Below are 18,452 nucleotides of genomic sequence, written 5' to 3'. Positions count from 1 at the left end.
TATTTCGCTCTCAACCATCTGCGGTCGGTGAAGTGGATCACAAGGAAGGACCACGGGGCGCGAGCGCCGGTCACCCGACCGGGGACGAGCACGGCCGCCGGCCCCCTGCGGCGGGGATCGGCGGCCGTGTGCGCGGAACGCGGTGCGGAACGGGTCAGTAGGCGCCCTGCCCGCCCATCACCGCGCGGAAGGTCTTCCAGAGGATCACCAGGTCCAGCGCGAGGGACCAGTCCTCGACGTAGCGCAGGTCGAGCCGGATGCTCTCGGCCCAGGTGAGGTCGCTGCGCCCGCTCACCTGCCACAGGCCGGTCAGCCCCGGCTTCACCAGCAGCCGGCGCCGGGCGTCCGGCGCGTACTGCGCGGTTTCCTCCGGCAGCGGCGGCCGCGGGCCGACGAGCGACATCCGCCCGGACACGACGTTGAACAGCTGGGGCAGCTCGTCGAGCGAATATCGGCGCAGGAGACCACCCACGCGGGTGATACGCGGATCGCGCTTCATCTTGAACAGCGGGCCCGAGCCTTCGTTCGCCGTCTCGAGGGTTTTCCGGATTTCGTCGGCATTGGTGACCATCGTGCGGAACTTCAACATCGTGAAGACGGCGCCGTCGCGACCGACGCGGCGCTGCCGGTAGATCACCGGGCCGCGGTCGTTCAGCTTGATCGCGAGCGCGATCACCAGCAGCAGCGGGGACATCATGGTGAGCAGGAACGCCGAGCCGCAGCGGTCGACGACCTCCTTCACCACGCGGCGCCCGCCGGTGAACATCGGCGCGGTGACGCGCAGGAGAGGCATGCCCAGCACACCGGTGACGTTCAGCCGGGGGCCGGCGACCTCCATCAGCACGGGTGCGACGACCATCTCCGCGCCGGTGCCCTCCATGTCCCAGGCCAGCCGCTGCAACCGCTTGGGCGTCCAGTACTGGTCGGCGGTGATCGCCACGACCCGGTAACCGCCGCGGCGCACGTGCCCGGACAGCTCCTCGAGCCGCCCGACCACCGGGACACCGTCGATCTCGCCGCTGTCGCGGTCGGCGCCGTGCCCGCTGAACGTGCACGCCGCCTCGACGCGCCAGCCGACGTGCACCTCCGAGCGGGTGCGCGCGATCAGGTCGGCCACCGTCTCCGGGCTGCCCGCGGCCATCACCGGCAGCAGGCAGAGTCCCTTGGCGCGCTTGCGGTGCAGCACCTGGCGCAGCAGGTACCGCTGCGGGAACGCGACGAGCGCGATGGCCGGGACCACGACGAACACCCAGACCTGGACCTCGAGCGCGCCGAACAGCAGGCCGCCCAGCGCGACCAGGACGGCCGCGGTGATGAAGCCGCGGCCGAGGGTGCGGTACTCCTCCGCGCCTTCACCGAGCACCCGCGAGCTCCACGCCCGGCTCACCGGCAGCGAGACGAAGATCGCCAGGATCGTGCCGAAAGCGTGCATGTCGTGCGGGGCAACACGATCGATGACGAACGCGCTGATCGCGATCACCAGCAGCGTGATGAAGACATCGCTGCCGATGACCCAGGCTCTGTATCTCGCTTCCCAGGCCGCCGGCAGCGCCTTGGGGGACGGCGTCCCGGCGGGTTCGCCCGCCGGGTGCTCGTCCCGCTTGACGGGACGCGGGATGGCCTGGAGGTCGATGTGCGGCGGTGGCTGGCTCACCGTGTACGAAGGCCGCACCGACTCTTCCATCTGACCTCCCGGGACAGGATCGGGTTGATCTCGCAGGTACGCAGCGTCACCGATAGTGATTCCGGAGAGTCACCACAACTCGGCTGTCGCGCTAATGCCCGCTGAGGCTTCACACGGCAAGGTATCGGCGACTCTCTCAGCATCGTTACAAGGATTTCCAGCCACATGCTGCGCGTGTTCCCCGCCAGAAAATGGCCGCAAGATAACAAGATGATGACGATGTGTAATAGGCCGTATCCATGGAAAAATTACGGAATGTAGCCAAAAGCGCAGTGCCCGCACCCGGGTGGACCACACTGTTCCAAACGGCCGAACGGGTGGTGAAAAATCTACTGTGGACACTGCGCGGGCAACGGCGTCCACAGTGGACCAGGGCGCCTCGTTCGCGACCCGGCGTGGCCGCCGGATGATCACAGCGTGACGTTCTTCGCCGAATCGTCACGCGCGGCACTTCCGTCACACGTCGCTGGACCAGTTCGGCATCCGCCGCGGCGACGGCACGTGCCGAGGATCACATGGGGACCTCCGGCGGGTTCCGTTCGACAGAAGACCGCCGCGGCGGCACGTTTCGGAAGCAGTTCCGGCGAGCCTCGGCGGCGGGCCGCGAACCGCCCTCGTCAGCAGATACGGAAGATCCGAACGGATCGTTCACTCCGGTTCGGCGCACGGGTGAACCACCGACAAAAGGCCGGACCGACCTGGGCGCGGCCGGCGACCGCAGAAACAGCGAAGGCCCCGGACAGCTTGTCCAGGGCCTTCGGCGTCGCGCTGATGTGGGCGATACTGGGATCGAACCAGTGACCTCTTCGGTGTGAACGAAGCGCTCTCCCGCTGAGCTAATCGCCCGCTCGCGGTGTTGCTGAAGACTTTAGCCTACGACTTCCGGGGGCCTGCAAACGGGTGGTCCTCGGCGACCACACTCCGCTTACCGGCGAGTACGGAACGAACAACCCCGAGCTAGCCGGGGTTGTGCCGGACGGGGGCCGCCCGACACCACGTTCGACATCCGTGCGACGGTGCTATCGCCCGGCGGCTAAACCGCGCAATATGGAGGTGTGGGCCCCACGGGGCGCGCCGGTCAGCTGCGCGCCGTGGGTGATCACGGGCGACAGACGGAGGCCATGAGCCGTACGGGTGATCTGCGGCGCACCCGCGACGGAATCGGCCTCCCGATGCGTCCCAGTGGTGGACGCCCTCGGCCAGGCCGGGCCGGGAAGGGAGACGAAGGGTAGGACGATGCGCAACGATCACGTGACGCTCCGCTCGACGGCGGTCTTCGACCTGCTGGCGCCGCGGACTCCCGCGGTTCCGGTGAAGGTGGAGCTGCGCTACGACACACGCGACCCGTATGCGGTCGTCGCCGCCTTCCGCACCGGCCGCGCCGGCTGGGTCGAGTGGGTTTACGCGCGCGACCTCCTCGCGGACGGCCTGCTGGCCGACGCGGGTGACGGGGACGTCCGCATCCGCCCCTCCGTCGAAGACCCCGAGTCCGTGCTGATCGAGCTGAACTCGCCGTCCGGGCACGCCATGTTCGAGGCGTCGGCCCAGGAGCTCGCCGACTTCCTCGACCGCACCTACGACGTCGTGTTGCCCGGCAACGAGCACCTGTGGGTCGACGTCGACGACGCGCTCACCCACCTCATCCCGCACGATCTCGCCTGATGACGGGCCCGCAACGGCTGAGTGACACCCCGGTGTCGAAGCCGTTTTCGGGGTCCGATATGGTTTTCACACACCACGGCGACGGGGTGAGCGACAGGGCCACGGCCCCGGACCTCCCGAACCGTAGCTGGGTAGTGCGGATGTAGCGCAGCTGGTAGCGCATCACCTTGCCAAGGTGAGGGTCGCGGGTTCGAATCCCGTCATCCGCTCGGTAGGCTCTCGAGGCCTGGCACGGTGGAGTGGCCGAGAGGCGAGGCAACGGCCTGCAAAGCCGTGTACACGGGTTCGAATCCCGTCTCCACCTCGCGCGATTAGCTCAGCGGGAGAGCGCTTCCCTGACACGGAAGAGGTCACTGGTTCAATCCCAGTATCGCGCACCACGTGTTTTCGCAGGTCAGAAGCCCTGTCCCTCCCCGGAGGGGCAGGGCTTCAGTCGTCAGATGGCGACGAAATGGCGACGGCACCCAGCGCCTGGATGGCCCGCCCAGACCTTAGGTGCGGGAACCAGGACACCAGCTTCGCCCGCTCCCCATCGCGGGCGTCCCTAGGGCGGGCGACCTCCGGGATCCCGTCCTCGATCAGCCACGTAGCGTGCGTGTGACGGCCCTCGTGGAAGGTGAACGTCGGCAGGATCGGTGACCGCCGCTCCCCCGCGCCGGCGTCGTCCAGTTCGACGCCGTCCCACGCCGGCCGCCAGAACCGGATCCGGAAGTTCGATCGCCGCCACGGATGTCCCTCCGGCGTGGACAGGACGAACGGATCGCGATGGCTGTCCATCAGCTCCTCGTAAAGCACCGCTATCCCCGGCGGCAGAGCCACGAACCGGGTCCCTTCCGGCCTCCTTTGTAGACTTTCCCGCCGACCTCCTTCAGCGACAGCAGGACGCAACCGCTCGACAAGCGGATGGTGTGCACCGAAAGGTTCACGCGCAACCACGTGGAGAACATGGCCCTGATGGGCGGATGCGCACCGCCTGGCGGATTCACGACCATCGACCCCGCCGAACCGGAGGCCAGGGCGTGACAACCCGGCCGTTAGAGCGGGTCCACCAGGCCGTTGCGCGGCCCGCTTCTATTTCCTCGAGGAACAGCCGTCGCAGCATCAGGCGCGGCCGGCTCGTCCCGGTGCGGCGCCACTGACGGTGTCAGCTAAGCGGGAGTTCCGGTGGTCACGCGTCGAAGCGGAGGTGAACTGTGCGGTGGTAGTCGCCGGTTGCGGCGTTCGGGCGGCTCTCCGGGCCCAAGGATGCGACGCCGTGGAACTTGTTGCCGATCGGTGTGATGCCGTCGAGGAACGAGATGTCGCCCGCCGGGTACGTGACGACGGCGTTCTGCGGATCGGGACCGGAGGCCGGGGTGAACAGTCGGAGGTACAGGCCTTCCTCCGCGGCGACCACCGTGATCGCGCCTTCGGTGGTGTCCAGTACCGCCCAGCAGGTTCGCGCGTGGTAGCCCTTGAACTCCGGGTACGCGAACCCGCTCGCCCCGGTCGCGGTGTTGTTGTACGGCTTGCTCCAGACGTCGGGGGCCACGCCGCGCAGACGATTCTTGTAGACGCGGTACGGCCCGTCCCCGAGCCAGGTGACGCCTCGGACGTTCGTCTCCGGGTAGGCGAAGTTCACGCCGAGGTGGTCGTGGTCGCCGGTGGCGTGGTAGCGGTACTCCAGCCTCAGCCAGCCGTTGGCGTCCAGGCGCCAGCGCACGGACGTCAGGTCGCCGCGGTAATCGGCCTGGACGACCCAGCCGGTGGCGTCGCGGAAGTGGCTGAACGCGGTGAGGGTCGCCGTCCCGCCGGCCGGGGCGGGTCCGTTGGCCAGTGATACCGGCACGCCGGCGCGGCGCACGCCGAGCAGCCGTCCGTCGGCCTTGCCGATGGTGACCCGGGTGGCGCCGGCGACGAGCGTGACGTCGGTGGCCGTCTCGGCTGCGGTGACGCTGCCGGTGGTCGCCGGCTTCACCAGCCGCGCGGCGAAGTCCGGCGCCTTGCGGATGCGCCACGTCCAGCCGGCGACGTCCCGGCCGGCCGGGTCGATCACGCTCAGCCGCAGCGCGTCGGCGCCGGTCCAGTCGGCGGGCAGGCCGAGCGTCACCGCGCCGGTGGCCCCCGGTGCGACGTCCGGCGCGCCGGCTTGGCCCCGGGACAGGACTTGGTGGCCGGTTTCCGCGCCCGGCACCGGGAAAGCCAGCAGCTGCCAGGCGAACCGGCACTCCCGGAGGTTCGTGAAGTCGTACCGGTTGACCAGCTTCACCGTCTTGTCGAACGACGCCGGGAAGACCGAGTCGTAGTAGGCCGGACTGGCGAGCTGGACCGGCGACCAGATGTCCTTGATCGTGAAGAAGCTGGCTTCCTTTTCACGGTACGGGCCGAGGATGCCGTCGGGGGCCCGGCTGCCGTTGGTGTCGAGGGCGCCGCCGCGGTCGTCGCGCACCACGCTTTCGTCGACGAGCGCCCAGATGAACCCGCCCGCCGAGCGCTGGGCGCCGCCCATGAGCTTCCAGTAGTCGTTCAGGCCGGCTCCGGCGCCGCCGTCGTAGAGGCCGTGCAGGAACTCGGTCGGCATGAAGATCGTGGCGCCGGCGGCCTTGCTCGCGGTGCTGCTGTAGGTCTGGTAGTGGCTGGTGTCGATGCCGCCGAACGTCGTCCACGGGTGCAGCACCGCCCGCCGCTGCGGGTCGTACTTGCCGAAGTCGTCGTCCAGCGCGGTGTTCCAGCCGCCTTCGTTGCCGTTGTCCCAGAACAGGATCGACGGGTGGTTGACGTCGCGCTCCACCAGGGCCTCGACCAGCGGGGCGCCGACCCCCTCGTCGTAGTGGCGCTGCCAGCCGGTCAGCTCGTCCAGGACGTAGAGCCCGAGCTCGTCGCAGAGGTCGAGGAAGTACGCGTCCGGCGGGTAGTGCGACATCCGGACGGCGTTCATGTTCATGTCCTTCATCAGCCCGATGTCCAGCCGGGCGAGGCGAAGACTGGACGCCCGGCCGGACGTCGGCCAGAAGGTGTGCCGGTTCGCTCCTTTGAGGACGATCCGCTTCCCGTTGACGTAGACGCCGTCCCCGGCCCGGACCTCGATCGTGCGGAATCCGAAGCGCTCGGCGGTGCTGTGCCACGGGTCGCCGGCGTTACTCGCGAGGGTCAGTTCGACCTGGTACAGGTTCGGGGTCTCGGCCGTCCACAACGACGGCCGCACCACGGTGGTGTTCAGGGTCGCGCCGGTGGCACCGCTCGCCACGGCGACCGAAAAGGCCCCGCCGACGACCGTGCCGTCGAGCGCGCGCAGCTGCGCGGTCAGCCGGGCCGCCGCGGTCACCCCGGCCAGGGTGACCTGGGCGGTGAAGGTCCCGTCCGCGCGGGCGTCGATCGCGACGCGGTCGATCCGCGCGGCCGGGTACGCCTCCAGGAACACCGGCCGGAAGAGCCCGCCGAAGTTCCAGAAGTCGCCGCGGCGCTCCGCGTCGTTCACCGAGTTGTCCGCCGACTCCTTGCTGACGGTCACCTCGAGCAGGTTCGGCTCGCCGAGCCGCAGCAGGGCCGTCACGTCGTGGCGGAAGCGGTAGAAGCCGCCCTGGTGCACCAGACCCGCCGAGACGCCGTTGACCCGCACGTCGGCGTCGGTCATGGCGGCCTAGAACACCAGGAAGATCCGGCGGCCGGCCCAGGACGCCGGCGGCGTGAACGAGTGCCGGTAGTTGCCCTTCTCCGCCGGGACGAGGTCGCCGCCGTAGTGGTAGCTGCCGAAGCCGTGGCACTCCCAGTTGGACGGCGTCGGGATCGTGGCCCACTCCCCCGCGCGCCGGCCGGCGGTGACCTGGAAGTCCCAGTCGGCGGTGTGGTCGGCGTCGCCGCCGGTGAGCAGCATGGTCTCGGTCACCGGCCCGGCCACGGCCGCCGCCGCGGCTCCGGACGCCGGCCACCCCGCAGCGGCCACACCGGCCGCGCTGATCGCCAGCGCCTGGCGTCGGGTGAGTTCCACCAGACCTCCCACGTCCGATCTGATATATGACACACCGTACAACGGGAAAGGGCGACCAAGCGGACAAGCAGCCGGACAAGTCTTGACGGCCGTTCGGCGGGCCCAGGACAGTGGTGCCGCACCGCCCTCCCGACGACTCCGGCCGATCCCTCGCGAAAGGGTGGACGATGTTCTCCTCGAACCTCCGCCGACGACTGCGCCTCGGTGTCCTGACCGCGGTGCTCGGCGCCGCCGCGCTGGTCGCGCCCACCGCCACCGCCGCCACCGGCTCGACCGTGGTCGGCGTGGCCTCCGGGCGGTGCCTGGACGTCGTCGGCAACAGCACCGCGGCGAAGGCGCGCGTCAACATCTACGACTGCATCGGGCAGGCCAACCAGGCGTGGACGTTCACTCCGGCGGGCGAGCTGCGGGTCTACGACGGCGCGATGTGCCTCGACGTCGCGGGCGCGAGCACCACCTCCCCGGCCGACGCGCAGATCTACCCGTGCACCGGCGGCGGCAACCAGAAGTGGCGGATCACCGCCGACGGCAGCATCGTCGGCGTGCAGTCGGGCCTCTGCCTGGACGTCACCGGGGCGGGCACCGGGAACAGCACCCTGGTCGGCTTGTACACCTGCACCGGCGCGGGCAACCAGAAGTGGCGCACCGCCCTCGGCGACGCCCAGCCGCCGAGCGTGCCGGGCAACCCACGGGTGAGCGACCTGGTCTGCGACGCCGTGACGTTCTCGTGGAACGCCGCCACCGACAACGTGGGCGTCGCGTTCTACGACGTCTACCACGACGGCCAGCTGATGAAATCGGTGGGCGGCAGCACCCTGTCGACGAACCTCACCGTGGTCGGCGGCGTGACCTGGGGCCTGTACGTCAACGCGCGGGACGCCGCCGGGAACGTCTCGCAGGCCAGTGCGACGGTGCCGATCACCCCACCGCAGTGTCAGCCGGACACCCAGGCGCCGAGCGCGCCCACGAACCTGACCGGCAGGGCGTCGGGCACCACGGTGACCCTGAACTGGACCGCGGCCACGGACGACATCGGCGTCCGGGCCTACGACGTCTACCGCGGCGGCGCCAAGGCCGGCACCGTCACCGGGACCGCCACCGCGCCGCCCGCGACGACCTTCGTGGACAGCGGGCTGGCGGCGAACACGAGCTACCAGTACTCCGTCGTCGCGCGGGACGCGCAGGCGAACGTGTCGGCGCCCAGCGCGTCGACGACCGTGACCACCGGTGCGGCCTGCGGCGACTCCGTGTGCGCGGTGACGCAGGTCGCCACCGACACCGACATCCCGTGGGGCCTGGTGACCCTGCCGGACGGCACGATCCTCTACAGCCGGCGCGACGCCCACGACATCGTCCACCTGAACCCCGCCACCGGGGCCAAGACCAGCGTGGGCACGGTCCCCGGCGTCGACAACACCGACGGTGAGGGCGGCCTGCTCGGCCTGGCCGTCTCGAGCGGTTTCGCCGGCGACCACTGGCTCTACATCATGCACACCTCGCCGTCGGACAACCGGATCGTGCGGATCAAGCTGGAGAACGACAAGCTCACCACTAGTACCGAACAGGTCCTGCTCAGCGGGTTGCTGCGCAACAAGTTCCACAACGGCGGCCGGCTGCGCTTCGGGCCGGACGGCAAGCTCTACGCCAGCACCGGGGATGCCCAGAACGGCGACAACGCGCAGAACAAGACCAGCCTCAACGGCAAGATCCTGCGGATCAACCCGGACGGCAGCGTGCCTTCGGACAACCCCTTCGGCAACCAGGTGTGGAGCTACGGCCACCGCAACCCGCAGGGGCTGGCGTTCGACTCGCAGGGCCGGCTGTGGGAGCAGGAGTTCGGCAACGCGGTGATGGACGAGACCAACCTGATCACCAAGGGCGGCAACTACGGCTGGCCGGCCTGTGAAGGCACGTCCGGGACGTGCGGCACCGCGGGCTTCATCGCACCGAAGCGGACGTACTCCACGGCGGACGGTTCCTGCTCCGGCATCGCCATCGTCCGCGACGTGCTCTACGTCGCCTGCGAGCGCGGGACCCGGATGTACCGGGAAGTGCTCAGCGGCAGCGACCTCACCGACGTCCAGGCCTACTTCAACGGCACCTACGGGCGGCTGCGCACCGTGGAGCCCGCGCCGGACGGCGGCCTGTGGCTGACGACGACGAACAACGGCGACAAGGACAGCATCCCGGACAACAGCAACGAAAAGATCTTCCACGTCGCGCTGTCCTGACCCCCTCACCGCGATGAGTTCCGAAGGAGATCCCCCATGCGTCCGCAGCGCCGCGGCTCCACGCTCCGCCGGCTCCTCTTCCTGAGCTTGCCGCCCCTGCTCGCCGCCGCCTCACTCGTGGTGACCGCCGCGCCCGCCGGGGCGGCCACCACGATCGCCGTCAACGGCGGCAGCACCGGCCGCACCTTCGACGGTGTCGGCGCGATCAGCGGCGGCGGCGGCAACTCCCGCCTGCTGATCGACTACCCGCCGGCCCAGCGCTCGCAGATCCTCGACTACCTGTTCAAGCCCGGCTACGGCGCCGCCGTGCAGCTGCTGAAGCTGGAGATCGGCGGCGACGCGAACTCCACCGACGGCGCCGAACCCAGCCACCAGCACGTGCGCGGCGAGATCAACTGCAACGCCGGGTACGAGTTCTGGCTCGGCGAGCAGGCCATCACCCGCAACCCCGGGATCAAGCTGGTCGCGCTGCCCTGGGCCGCGCCGGGCTGGATCGGCGGCGGGAACTTCTGGTCCCAGGACATGATCGACTACGACATCTCCTGGCTCGACTGCGCGAAGCAGCACGGCCTCACGATCAGCTACCTCGGCGGCTGGAACGAACGCGGCCACGACAAGACCTGGTACCAGAACCTGCGCGCGGCGCTGAACTCCCGCGGCTACGGTTCGGTGCAGATCGTCGGCGACGACAGCAGCTGGAACACCGCCGACGACATGCTCTCCGACAGCGGGTTCAACGCCGCGGTCGGCGTGGTCGGCTCGCACTACCCGTGCGGCTACCTCTCGGACGCGACGTCGTGCGCGTCGTCCGCGAACGCCGTCGCCACCGGAAAACCCTTGTGGGCCAGCGAGTTCGGCTCGCAGGACTTCACCACCGGCTCGGCCGCCTACATCCGCACCATCACGCGCGGCTACCTCGACGGGCAGCTGACCGGGTTCATGAACTGGCCGTTGATCGCCGCGCTGTATTCGAACCTGCCCTACAGCACCGTCGGGCTGGCGACCGCGAACACGCCGTGGTCGGGCGCCTACGCGCTCGGGAAGAACCTGTGGGCCAATGCGCAGGTGACCCAGTTCACCCAGCCCGGCTGGAAGTTCCTCACCGGCTCGGCGAGCGGCTACCTCGGCGGCAACCGGGCGAACGGCAGCTACCTCTCGGTCAAGTCCACCAACGGCACCGACTACTCGACGATCTACGAGACCACCGGTGCGCCGGCCGCCCAGACCGTGAACGTCACCGTCTCCGGCGGGCTGAACAGCGGCACCGTGCACGTCTGGTCCACCGACCTGGGCTCGTCGAACCCCGCCGACCACTTCGTCAAGCAGGCTGACGTCAGTTCGTCGGGGTCGTATTCCCTGACCCTGCAACCGAACCGGATCTACACGGTCACCACGACCACCGGCCAGGGCAAGGGCACCGCGACCAGCCCGCCGGCCGGCCGGCTTGCGCTCCCCTACTCGGACACTTTCGACGGCTACCGTCCCCGCAGTGCCGCCAAGTACTTCTCCGACATGCAAGGCTCGTTCGAGGTCCGCCCGTGCGCGGGCGGCCGCGGTGGGCAGTGCCTGCAGCAGGTCGCCCCGATCCGGCCGATCAACTGGCAGGACGACAGCGACGCCTTCACCCTCGTCGGCGATCCACAGTGGAGCAACTACACCGTCAGCACCGACGTCGACCTCCAGCAGGCCGGCACCGTGACCCTGCTCGGCCGGGCCAACACGCAGAACCGGCCGCAGAGCCACCAGGCCGCGTACCAGCTGCGCGTCGCCGACACCGGCGCCTGGTCCATCGCGAAGAACAGCAGCGGCGGCGTCCTCACCACGCTCACCTCCGGTTCCCACGCGGCGCTGGGCCTGAACACCTGGCACACCGTCGAACTCGGCTTCAGCGGCAACCGGATCACCGCGACCCTCGACGGCGCCACGCTCGGCACGGTCACCGACACGGCGTTCACCACCGGCCTCGCCGGCGTCGGGGTCGTCGGCTACCAGACGGACCTCTTCGACAACTTCAGCGTCACCCCGAACCCGGACGGCGACTTCGGCGGCATCCTCAAGGGCCAGGAGTCGGGGCTGTGCGCCGACGTCCCCGCGGCGAGCCAGGCCGACGGCACCGCCGTCGCGCTCTGGGACTGCACCGGCGGCGCCAACCAGAGCTGGACCGCGACCCCGGCCAAGCAGCTGATGGTCTACGACACCAAGTGCCTGGACGCCACCGACGCGACCGCGGCCCGGATCTCGAGCTGCACCGGCACCGCCGCCCAGCAGTGGACCGTCAACGCCGACGGTTCGGTCGTCAGCACCGGGTCGGGCAAGTGTCTCGACGCGACCGGGCACGGCACGGTCAACGGCACCGCGCTGGTGCTCTGGGGCTGCAACGGCGGCGCGAACCAGAAGTGGGCCCGCACCGAGACCGCCGGCATCCTCAAGGCCCAGGAGTCGGGCAAGTGCGCCGACGTCCCCGCGGCGAACCAGGCCAACGGCACGATCCCGGCGCTGTGGGACTGCACCAACGGCACCAACCAGACGTGGACGTCCACGACCGGCAACCAGCTCAAGGTCTTCGACACCAAGTGCCTCGAGGCCGCCGGCGGTGGCACGGCCGACGGGACCACGGTCCAGATCCACGACTGCACGGGAGCCACCACGCAACAGTGGCGCGTCCAGTCGGGTGGCGCGGTCGTCAACGCCGGATCCGGCAAGTGCCTCGACGTGACCGGCCACGGCACGACCAACGGCACCCCGTTCGTCATCTGGACGTGCAACGGGGCGACCAACCAGAAGTGGTCGCGCAGCTAGCTCGCCGGTGACGGCCGACTCGGCGTGAAGTACGCATGATCGACCGGCTGCGACCGGCGCGGTCATCGACGTCGTAGCGGCAACGCCGAGGCGGAAACCGTCTTCCTTTGGTAGCTGACTGTGCGTGACCGAGCAGGCACGGACGAGGTCGCAATCCGTAACCCTGTCGTGACGCAGGCCCTTTCAAGTGCACGGACCGCGATGTAGCATCGGTTCGATCAAGCCGACGGATCAAGGCCGGACGGCACAGTCGCCTGGACGGCCAGCCCGTCCATTCCGAGTGCCTGGGGGTCAGGCCGATGAGGTCGGTGGGAGTCGGCCGCGCGCTGCGCGGATTCTTCGTCGTCGTAGCACTGCTCGCCGGCAGTGTGAGCCCGGCGGAGGCAGTGACCACACCCGCCGATGGCCAGTCGGCCAAGGACAAGGAGCGCACCTCGCTCGCCGACGTCGCCAAGACGCCGGAGCCGCAGGTGCCCGACAAGTCGTGGCAGGTCGACGGGAACGGGACGTTCACCGACTCGATCGCGATCCGGGTCCCGGCCTTCCACGACATCACCCCGCAGTTCTCGCTGGCCTACGACTCCTCGGCCCTCAACGGGCTGGCCGGGGTCGGCTGGACGCTGAGCGGTCTCAGTGAGATCGAGCGGGCCGGCACCGGCAAGGGCGCCCCCAAGTACGACGGCTCGGACGTCTACCTCGCGGACGGCGAGGAGCTCGTGCCCTGCGTCGCCGGCAGCGTGAGCCCGAGCTGCACCTCCGGCGGTACGCACTCGACCAAGAACGAGTCCTTCCGGAAGTTCGCGCTGACCGGAACCGGGGCCGCCAGCCGGTGGACCCTGACCGCGAAGGACGGCGTCAAGCGCGTCTACGCGCCGGTGCTGTCGGCCGGGACCGATCTCGTCTACCGGTGGGGCCTGAGCCAGGTCATCGACACGAAGGGCAACACGGTCACCTACAACTGGGCGGCCAACCAGTTCGCGTGCTGCTGGGAGTACCTCGATTCGGTCACCTACAACGGGACCACGATCAAGTTCACCTACGAGCAGCGCACCGACACCGACCTGCGGGCGATGGGCAACGGCGGCATCCGGACCGTCCAGGGCCGCATCAAGACCATCGACGTGGGCGTGAGCGGCAGCCGGGTCCGCGCGTACAAGCTGACCTACGCCACCAGTGACGCGACGGGACGGTCACTCCTGTCGGCCGTGCAGCAGTTCGGCACCGACGCCGTCCTGGACGCCGCCGGCACCGTCACCGGCGGCACCGCGATGCCACCCGTGACGGCGACCTACCAGGCCGGCGCGCCCGCGTTCGTCTCCGGCACCAACAACCCGGCGTTCACCGGCAACAACAACGCCGCCAAAGACTTCCCGATGGACATCAACGGCGACGGCAAGACCGACATGCTGGAGCTGTGGCCGAACTTCGGGACCTACCAACGCAAGACGTGGCTGTCCGACGGCACCGACTTCACGCTCGCCTCGGCGGAGGGCGCGACATCGCTCAACGAGAACGCGCGCTACCTGCCGGGAGACTTCACCGGCGACGGGAAGTCCGACCTGCTGGAGTTCTCCCCCTCCGGCCTGGGTCTGGCGCGGCAGCTGTGGGTGTCCACCGGCACCGGCTTCACGGCGGGTTCGACCGGCGCGGCCCAGGGCCGCAACGACGCGAACGCGCGCTTCCTCCCGATGGACGTCAACGGCGACGGCAAGACCGACGTCCTGGAACTGTATTCCTGCGGCATCTTCCCGGTGAACTACTGCCGCGCGACGTGGCTTTCGGACGGCACCACCTTCACCCTCGCCTCCAACGACGCCGGCATCGCCTACGACGCGAGTCGGCAGTTCGAGCCCGCCGACGTCAACGGCGACGGCAAGACCGACTTCGTCGAACTGTCGCCCGCGCTCTTCGGCGCCGGCAACCGGCACATCTGGCTGTCCACCGGAACCGGCTTCGCCTCCGGGGCGACCGACTCCGGCATCTCCTGGAGCGCGCCGAACGCGGAAGGCGCCGGCAGCCGGTTCCTGATGATGGACGTCAACGACGACGACAAGGTCGACATGGTCGAGCTCTACCCGCTGTTCGGCACGTACACCCGCCGGACGTGGCTCTCCACCGGCTACGGCTACAAACTGGGCGCCACCGACACGAGCATGGCCTACGCCGAGACGTCCAAGCAGCTCGTGATGGACGTCAACGGCGACCACCGGATGGACATGGTCGCCCTCTCCCCGGGATTCCTGGGGGCGTCGACGAAACGCGACATCTGGCTGTCCACCGGCTCCGGCTTCACGCCCGGCGCGAGCGACCCGACGATGGGCACCTACTCCTGCAGCAAGGGCACCTGCACCAGCGACTTCCTCGAAATGGACGTCAACGGCGACATGCGCACGGAAATGGTGGAGCTCTACAACACCAACTTCGGCCTCAACAAGGGGCGCCACATCTGGAACATGGGTGGCGCGGCGACCGACGTGCTGACCTCCCGCACCAACGAGTGGGGCGACAAGACGTCGGTGAGCTACAAGCCGTCGTCGGCGTGGGCGAACACGAACAACCCGCCGCTGACCCAGACGGTGTCCGCCGTGACCGACGACGCCGGCCCGGGTGGCGCCGCGACCACGAACTACAGCTACTCCGGCGGGGCGTACCACCACCCGGAGCGCACGTTCCTCGGGTTCCGCACGCAGCGGGAGACCAAGCCGTGCAACGCGGGCGAGACGCAGTGCCCGTACGTCGACACGACGTTCCGCCAGGACCTCGCCGCGATCGGCCAGCCGGAGCGCGTCGAGAACCACGGCGGCGACGGTGCGCTGCTGAGCTCGACGGCCACCGACTACGTCACCAACGGCACGACCGTGCCGAGGACGGCGCTGCCGACCGGCACGATGGAGACCGCGTACACCGGCAAGAGCGCGGTGTGCCCCGGAGCGGACTGCAAGCGCACCTACACGAGCCGGGCGTACAACGCCTACGGCGAAGTGGTGACCCAGATCGAGAACGGCGACAACGAGCAGGCGGGCGACGAGCGCACGACGGTGACCACGTTCGTGCCCAATACGGCCGCCTATATCGTGAACAAGCCGGCCGCGGTGAAGGTCGTCGCCGGTGTCGGCGCCGGGGGGACGAAGCTCAGCGAGACCCGCACCGGGTACGACGGCGCGGCGTGGGACCAGGCCCCCGCGACCGGTTACGCGACGTCGTCGGCCCAGTGGCTTTCGACCCGGGACGCGTTCGTCGGGACCGGCAAGGAGTACGACGCGTGGGGCAACCTCACCGCCGAGATCGACGCGCTCGGCGGGCGCACCACACTCGGCTACGACCCGGCGTACCACAGTTTCCAGACGTCGGAGACCAACGCGCTGTCCCAGACGGTCGACGCGACGTGGGATCCCGTCTGCGGCACGCCGACCCGGGTGAACGACCTCAACCGGCAGGCGACCACGGTCACCTACGACCCGCTGTGCCGGGCGGCCGAATCCATCCAGCCCGGCGGCAAGTTCGAACGCCACAAGTGGGTGGACGTCGGCGATCCGGCCAAGCAGTACGAGCAGGTCGAGAAGCCGGCCGCGGACGGGACGAGCGCCCCGCAGTGGAGCCGCCGCTACCTGGACGGTCTGCAGCGCCCGTACCGCACCGCGGCCAAGGGCCCGGACGCGGCGACCGGGGACATCTACGTCGACTCGGCGTACAACGCCCGCGGCCAGGTCGCGTCGAAGACCGCGCCCTACTACTGGGTGGCGGGCACCGCGCAGCCGGTGACGTACCCGACGCTCACCGCCTACGACGGGCTCGACCGAGTGGTCAAGACCACGCTGCCGGGTGGTGCGGTCCAGACCAAGAGCTACGGCCCGTGGTCGACCACCAGCACCGACGAGAACGGCCACGCCACGACCGACCGCCTGGACGCCTACGGCAAGCGCGCCGAGCGCCAGGAGACGGTCGACGGCAAGCCCGTGACCGCGCGGTACGACTACGACCTGCGGGGCAACCTCGCGAAGTCCACCGACCCGTCCGGGGCCGTCATCACCTACACCACCGACTCGTTCGGGCGGCAGACGAAGGTGGCGGACCCGGACAAGGGCATCACCACCTACGAGTGGGACGACGCCGGCCGCGCGGTCGCGCAGACCGACGCGAACAACCAGCGCACGACGTTCACCAACGACAAGCTGGGGCGCAAGACCGGCAAGACGACCAACGCGGGCACCGCGTCCGCCGCGACGGTGTCCTGGACCTACGACCAGGTCCGCGCCGGCTACGCCAACGTCGGCAAGGTCACCGCGAACACGGACGCGGCCGGCACCCGGACGTTCGACTACGACGCCCTCGGCCACACCGTCAAGACCGTGCGGACCGTGGGCGCCGCGAGCTACGAGTTCCGGTACGGCTTCGACGCGGGCGACCGCAAGCTGTGGACCACCTACCCCGACGGGGACACCCAGGGCACCGCGGCGGCGCCGTTGCGCTACGACAGCGCGGGCCGGCTCACGGCGATCCCCGGCTACGTCACCTCGGCGACCTACAACGCCGACGGCAAGGTGACCCGGATCGCCAACGCCAACGGCACCACGACCACTCGCCCGCACGACGCGGAACGCGGCTGGCTCACCGGCATCGAGACGAAGTCGGGCGCGAACGTCGTGCAGGACAACAAGTTCACCCGCGACGCGAGCGGCAACATCACGAAGGTCACCAGCCCGTTCCCCGACGAGAGCTGGACCTACACCTACGACGACGGCGGCCGGCTCACCAGCGCGACCGACGACGCCGGCCCGGCGAACAACCAGTCCCTCACCTACGATGCGGCCGGCAACATCGCCGCGAACTCCCGGACCGGGGCCTACGCCTACGACCCGGCGCACCCGCACGCGGTGAGCACCGCCGGGGCGAACACCTACACCTACGACGCGGCGGGCAACATGACCTCCGGCGCCGGCCGCACCCTCACCTGGAACGGCGACGGGCTGCTCGCTTCGGTCGTCAAGGGCGGTGTCACGTCGACGTTCACCTACGACGCCGACGACACCCGGCTCCAGCAGGTCGAGGGCGGGGTCACCCGCCGCTACCTCGGCGTCGACTACGAGGTGAACGTCACCGCCGGCACGACCACCAAGTACGTCTCGATCGAGGGCACGCCGGTGGCCCGGGTCGACGGCGGGACGAAGTACTGGGTGCACACCGACATCCAGGGCTCGGTGCAGGCCGAGACCGACGCCGCGGGGGTGGAGGTCCACCGCAAGAAGTACCGGCCCTTCGGCGAGGTCCTGTCGGCCGGCGGGTCGCTGCCCTTCGAGTCGCGCGGGTTCATCGCCGAACGCCAGGACTCGACCGGGCTGGTGTACCTCAACGCCCGCTACTACGACCCGCAGCTCGGCCGGTTCATCTCGCCCGACCCCACCATCGACGGCGAAGACACGGTCGGCCTCAACCGGTACGCCTACGCCGCGAACGACCCGGTGAACCAGGTCGACCGCACCGGCCTCTCCTGCCAGAAGGCGGACGGCAACAAGTGCGACCCGGAGAACGAACCCAAGATCACCCGGTCGGAGATCATCGCCCGGGCGCAGTACTGGGTCGACCACCAGCCCGGGCCGTACTACGACCCGGACAACTTCGCCCCCGGTGACAACGGTTTCTCACCCGGGCCGGGTGACGGACGCGTCTACCGCCGCGACTGCTCGGGGTACGTCTCGATGGCCTTCCACCTCAGCTGGAGCGCGAGCACGTACACCCTGCCCTACTACGGAGAGAAGATCGACCGCTCCGAGCTCCAGGCCGGGGACATCCTGAACTCGACCACCGAACACGTCCTGCTCTTCCACAAGTGGCTCGACGACAAGGGGAACTTCGAGTACTACTCGTTCGGCGCAACCCCGGTGAAGCGCGTCACGGCCAACATCAACGACCCCACCCTCGACAGCCACGCGAACGGCAACTACCAGGCGTACCGCTACGTCAACGTCGTCGACGACCCCCCGCCGGCACCCGGCGTCATCGGGAATGCCGCCGGCCGTTCGCCGTTCTCCTGACGGCCCGCGTCGCCGGGTGGGGTCGCGGCGAGCATCGACTTCGCGCACGCGACTTCCTCCGCGAGGTGCGAGTGGTC

General features: G+C 69.6%; 8 protein-coding genes and 4 tRNA genes. 7 read left to right on the top strand and 5 right to left on the bottom strand.

The window, feature by feature from the left end:
- Window positions 1-154: 154 nt before the first annotated feature.
- Both ACIA5G_RS31190 and ACIA5G_RS31185 read right to left on the bottom strand, forming a co-directional pair.
- Window positions 155-1,684: a sugar transferase gene (locus ACIA5G_RS31190; protein ID WP_395929610.1), complete on the bottom strand. Its 1,530-nt coding sequence runs from the start codon at window positions 1,682-1,684 to the stop codon at window positions 155-157.
- 774 nt (window positions 1,685-2,458) lie between these two features.
- Window positions 2,459-2,530 (bottom strand) — tRNA-Val (locus tag ACIA5G_RS31185).
- A gap of 390 nt (window positions 2,531-2,920) precedes the next feature.
- Here ACIA5G_RS31185 and ACIA5G_RS31180 point away from each other — a divergent pair.
- The 4 genes from ACIA5G_RS31180 (at window position 2,921) to ACIA5G_RS31165 (ending at window position 3,726) form a co-directional block, all read left to right on the top strand.
- The gene (locus ACIA5G_RS31180; protein ID WP_033293569.1) at window positions 2,921-3,346 is read left to right on the top strand and encodes an SsgA family sporulation/cell division regulator; all 426 of its coding nucleotides are present in this window, start codon (window positions 2,921-2,923) and stop codon (window positions 3,344-3,346) included.
- A 136-nt stretch (window positions 3,347-3,482) separates the two neighbouring features.
- Window positions 3,483-3,555, top strand: a tRNA-Gly gene (locus ACIA5G_RS31175).
- A gap of 24 nt (window positions 3,556-3,579) precedes the next feature.
- Window positions 3,580-3,650: transfer RNA gene (locus ACIA5G_RS31170), tRNA-Cys, on the top strand.
- Window position 3,651: 1 nt separating this feature from the next.
- Window positions 3,652-3,726: transfer RNA gene (locus ACIA5G_RS31165), tRNA-Val, on the top strand.
- 49 nt (window positions 3,727-3,775) lie between these two features.
- Here ACIA5G_RS31165 and ACIA5G_RS31160 read toward each other — a convergent pair.
- The 3 genes from ACIA5G_RS31160 to ACIA5G_RS31150 all read right to left on the bottom strand — a co-directional run bounded on the left by ACIA5G_RS31160 (window position 3,776) and on the right by ACIA5G_RS31150 (window position 7,313).
- Window positions 3,776-4,165, bottom strand: coding sequence for a hypothetical protein (locus tag ACIA5G_RS31160; protein ID WP_395929607.1), 390 nt, complete (start codon window positions 4,163-4,165; stop codon window positions 3,776-3,778).
- A gap of 349 nt (window positions 4,166-4,514) precedes the next feature.
- Window positions 4,515-6,959, bottom strand: a complete 2,445-nt coding sequence (locus tag ACIA5G_RS31155) for a glycoside hydrolase family 2 TIM barrel-domain containing protein (protein WP_395929605.1) — start codon at window positions 6,957-6,959, stop codon at window positions 4,515-4,517.
- 6 nt (window positions 6,960-6,965) lie between these two features.
- Window positions 6,966-7,313 carry a hypothetical protein gene (locus ACIA5G_RS31150; protein WP_395929603.1) on the bottom strand — a complete coding sequence of 116 codons (348 nt, stop codon included), beginning with the start codon at window positions 7,311-7,313 and terminating at the stop codon, window positions 6,966-6,968.
- Between the two features lie 167 nt (window positions 7,314-7,480).
- Here ACIA5G_RS31150 and ACIA5G_RS31145 point away from each other — a divergent pair, with 167 nt between their 5' ends.
- The 3 genes from ACIA5G_RS31145 to ACIA5G_RS31135 all read left to right on the top strand — a co-directional run bounded on the left by ACIA5G_RS31145 (window position 7,481) and on the right by ACIA5G_RS31135 (window position 18,375).
- Window positions 7,481-9,544 carry a PQQ-dependent sugar dehydrogenase gene (locus ACIA5G_RS31145; protein WP_395929601.1) on the top strand — a complete coding sequence of 688 codons (2,064 nt, stop codon included), beginning with the start codon at window positions 7,481-7,483 and terminating at the stop codon, window positions 9,542-9,544.
- Window positions 9,545-9,580: 36 nt separating this feature from the next.
- Window positions 9,581-12,343, top strand: a complete 2,763-nt coding sequence (locus ACIA5G_RS31140; protein WP_395929599.1) for a ricin-type beta-trefoil lectin domain protein — start codon at window positions 9,581-9,583, stop codon at window positions 12,341-12,343.
- Between the two features lie 299 nt (window positions 12,344-12,642).
- Entirely contained in the window at window positions 12,643-18,375 is a 5,733-nt protein-coding gene (locus tag ACIA5G_RS31135; RefSeq protein ID WP_395929597.1) for an RHS repeat-associated core domain-containing protein, read from the top strand.
- The last annotated feature ends 77 nt before the right edge of the window (window positions 18,376-18,452 follow it).

The sequence above is a fragment of the Amycolatopsis sp. NPDC051758 genome, from assembly GCF_044453095.1.
In the GTDB taxonomy this organism is placed as follows: domain Bacteria; phylum Actinomycetota; class Actinomycetes; order Mycobacteriales; family Pseudonocardiaceae; genus Amycolatopsis.
Note: the sequence above shows the minus strand (reverse complement) of the source record. Positions and strands in the feature narration are given on the sequence as shown.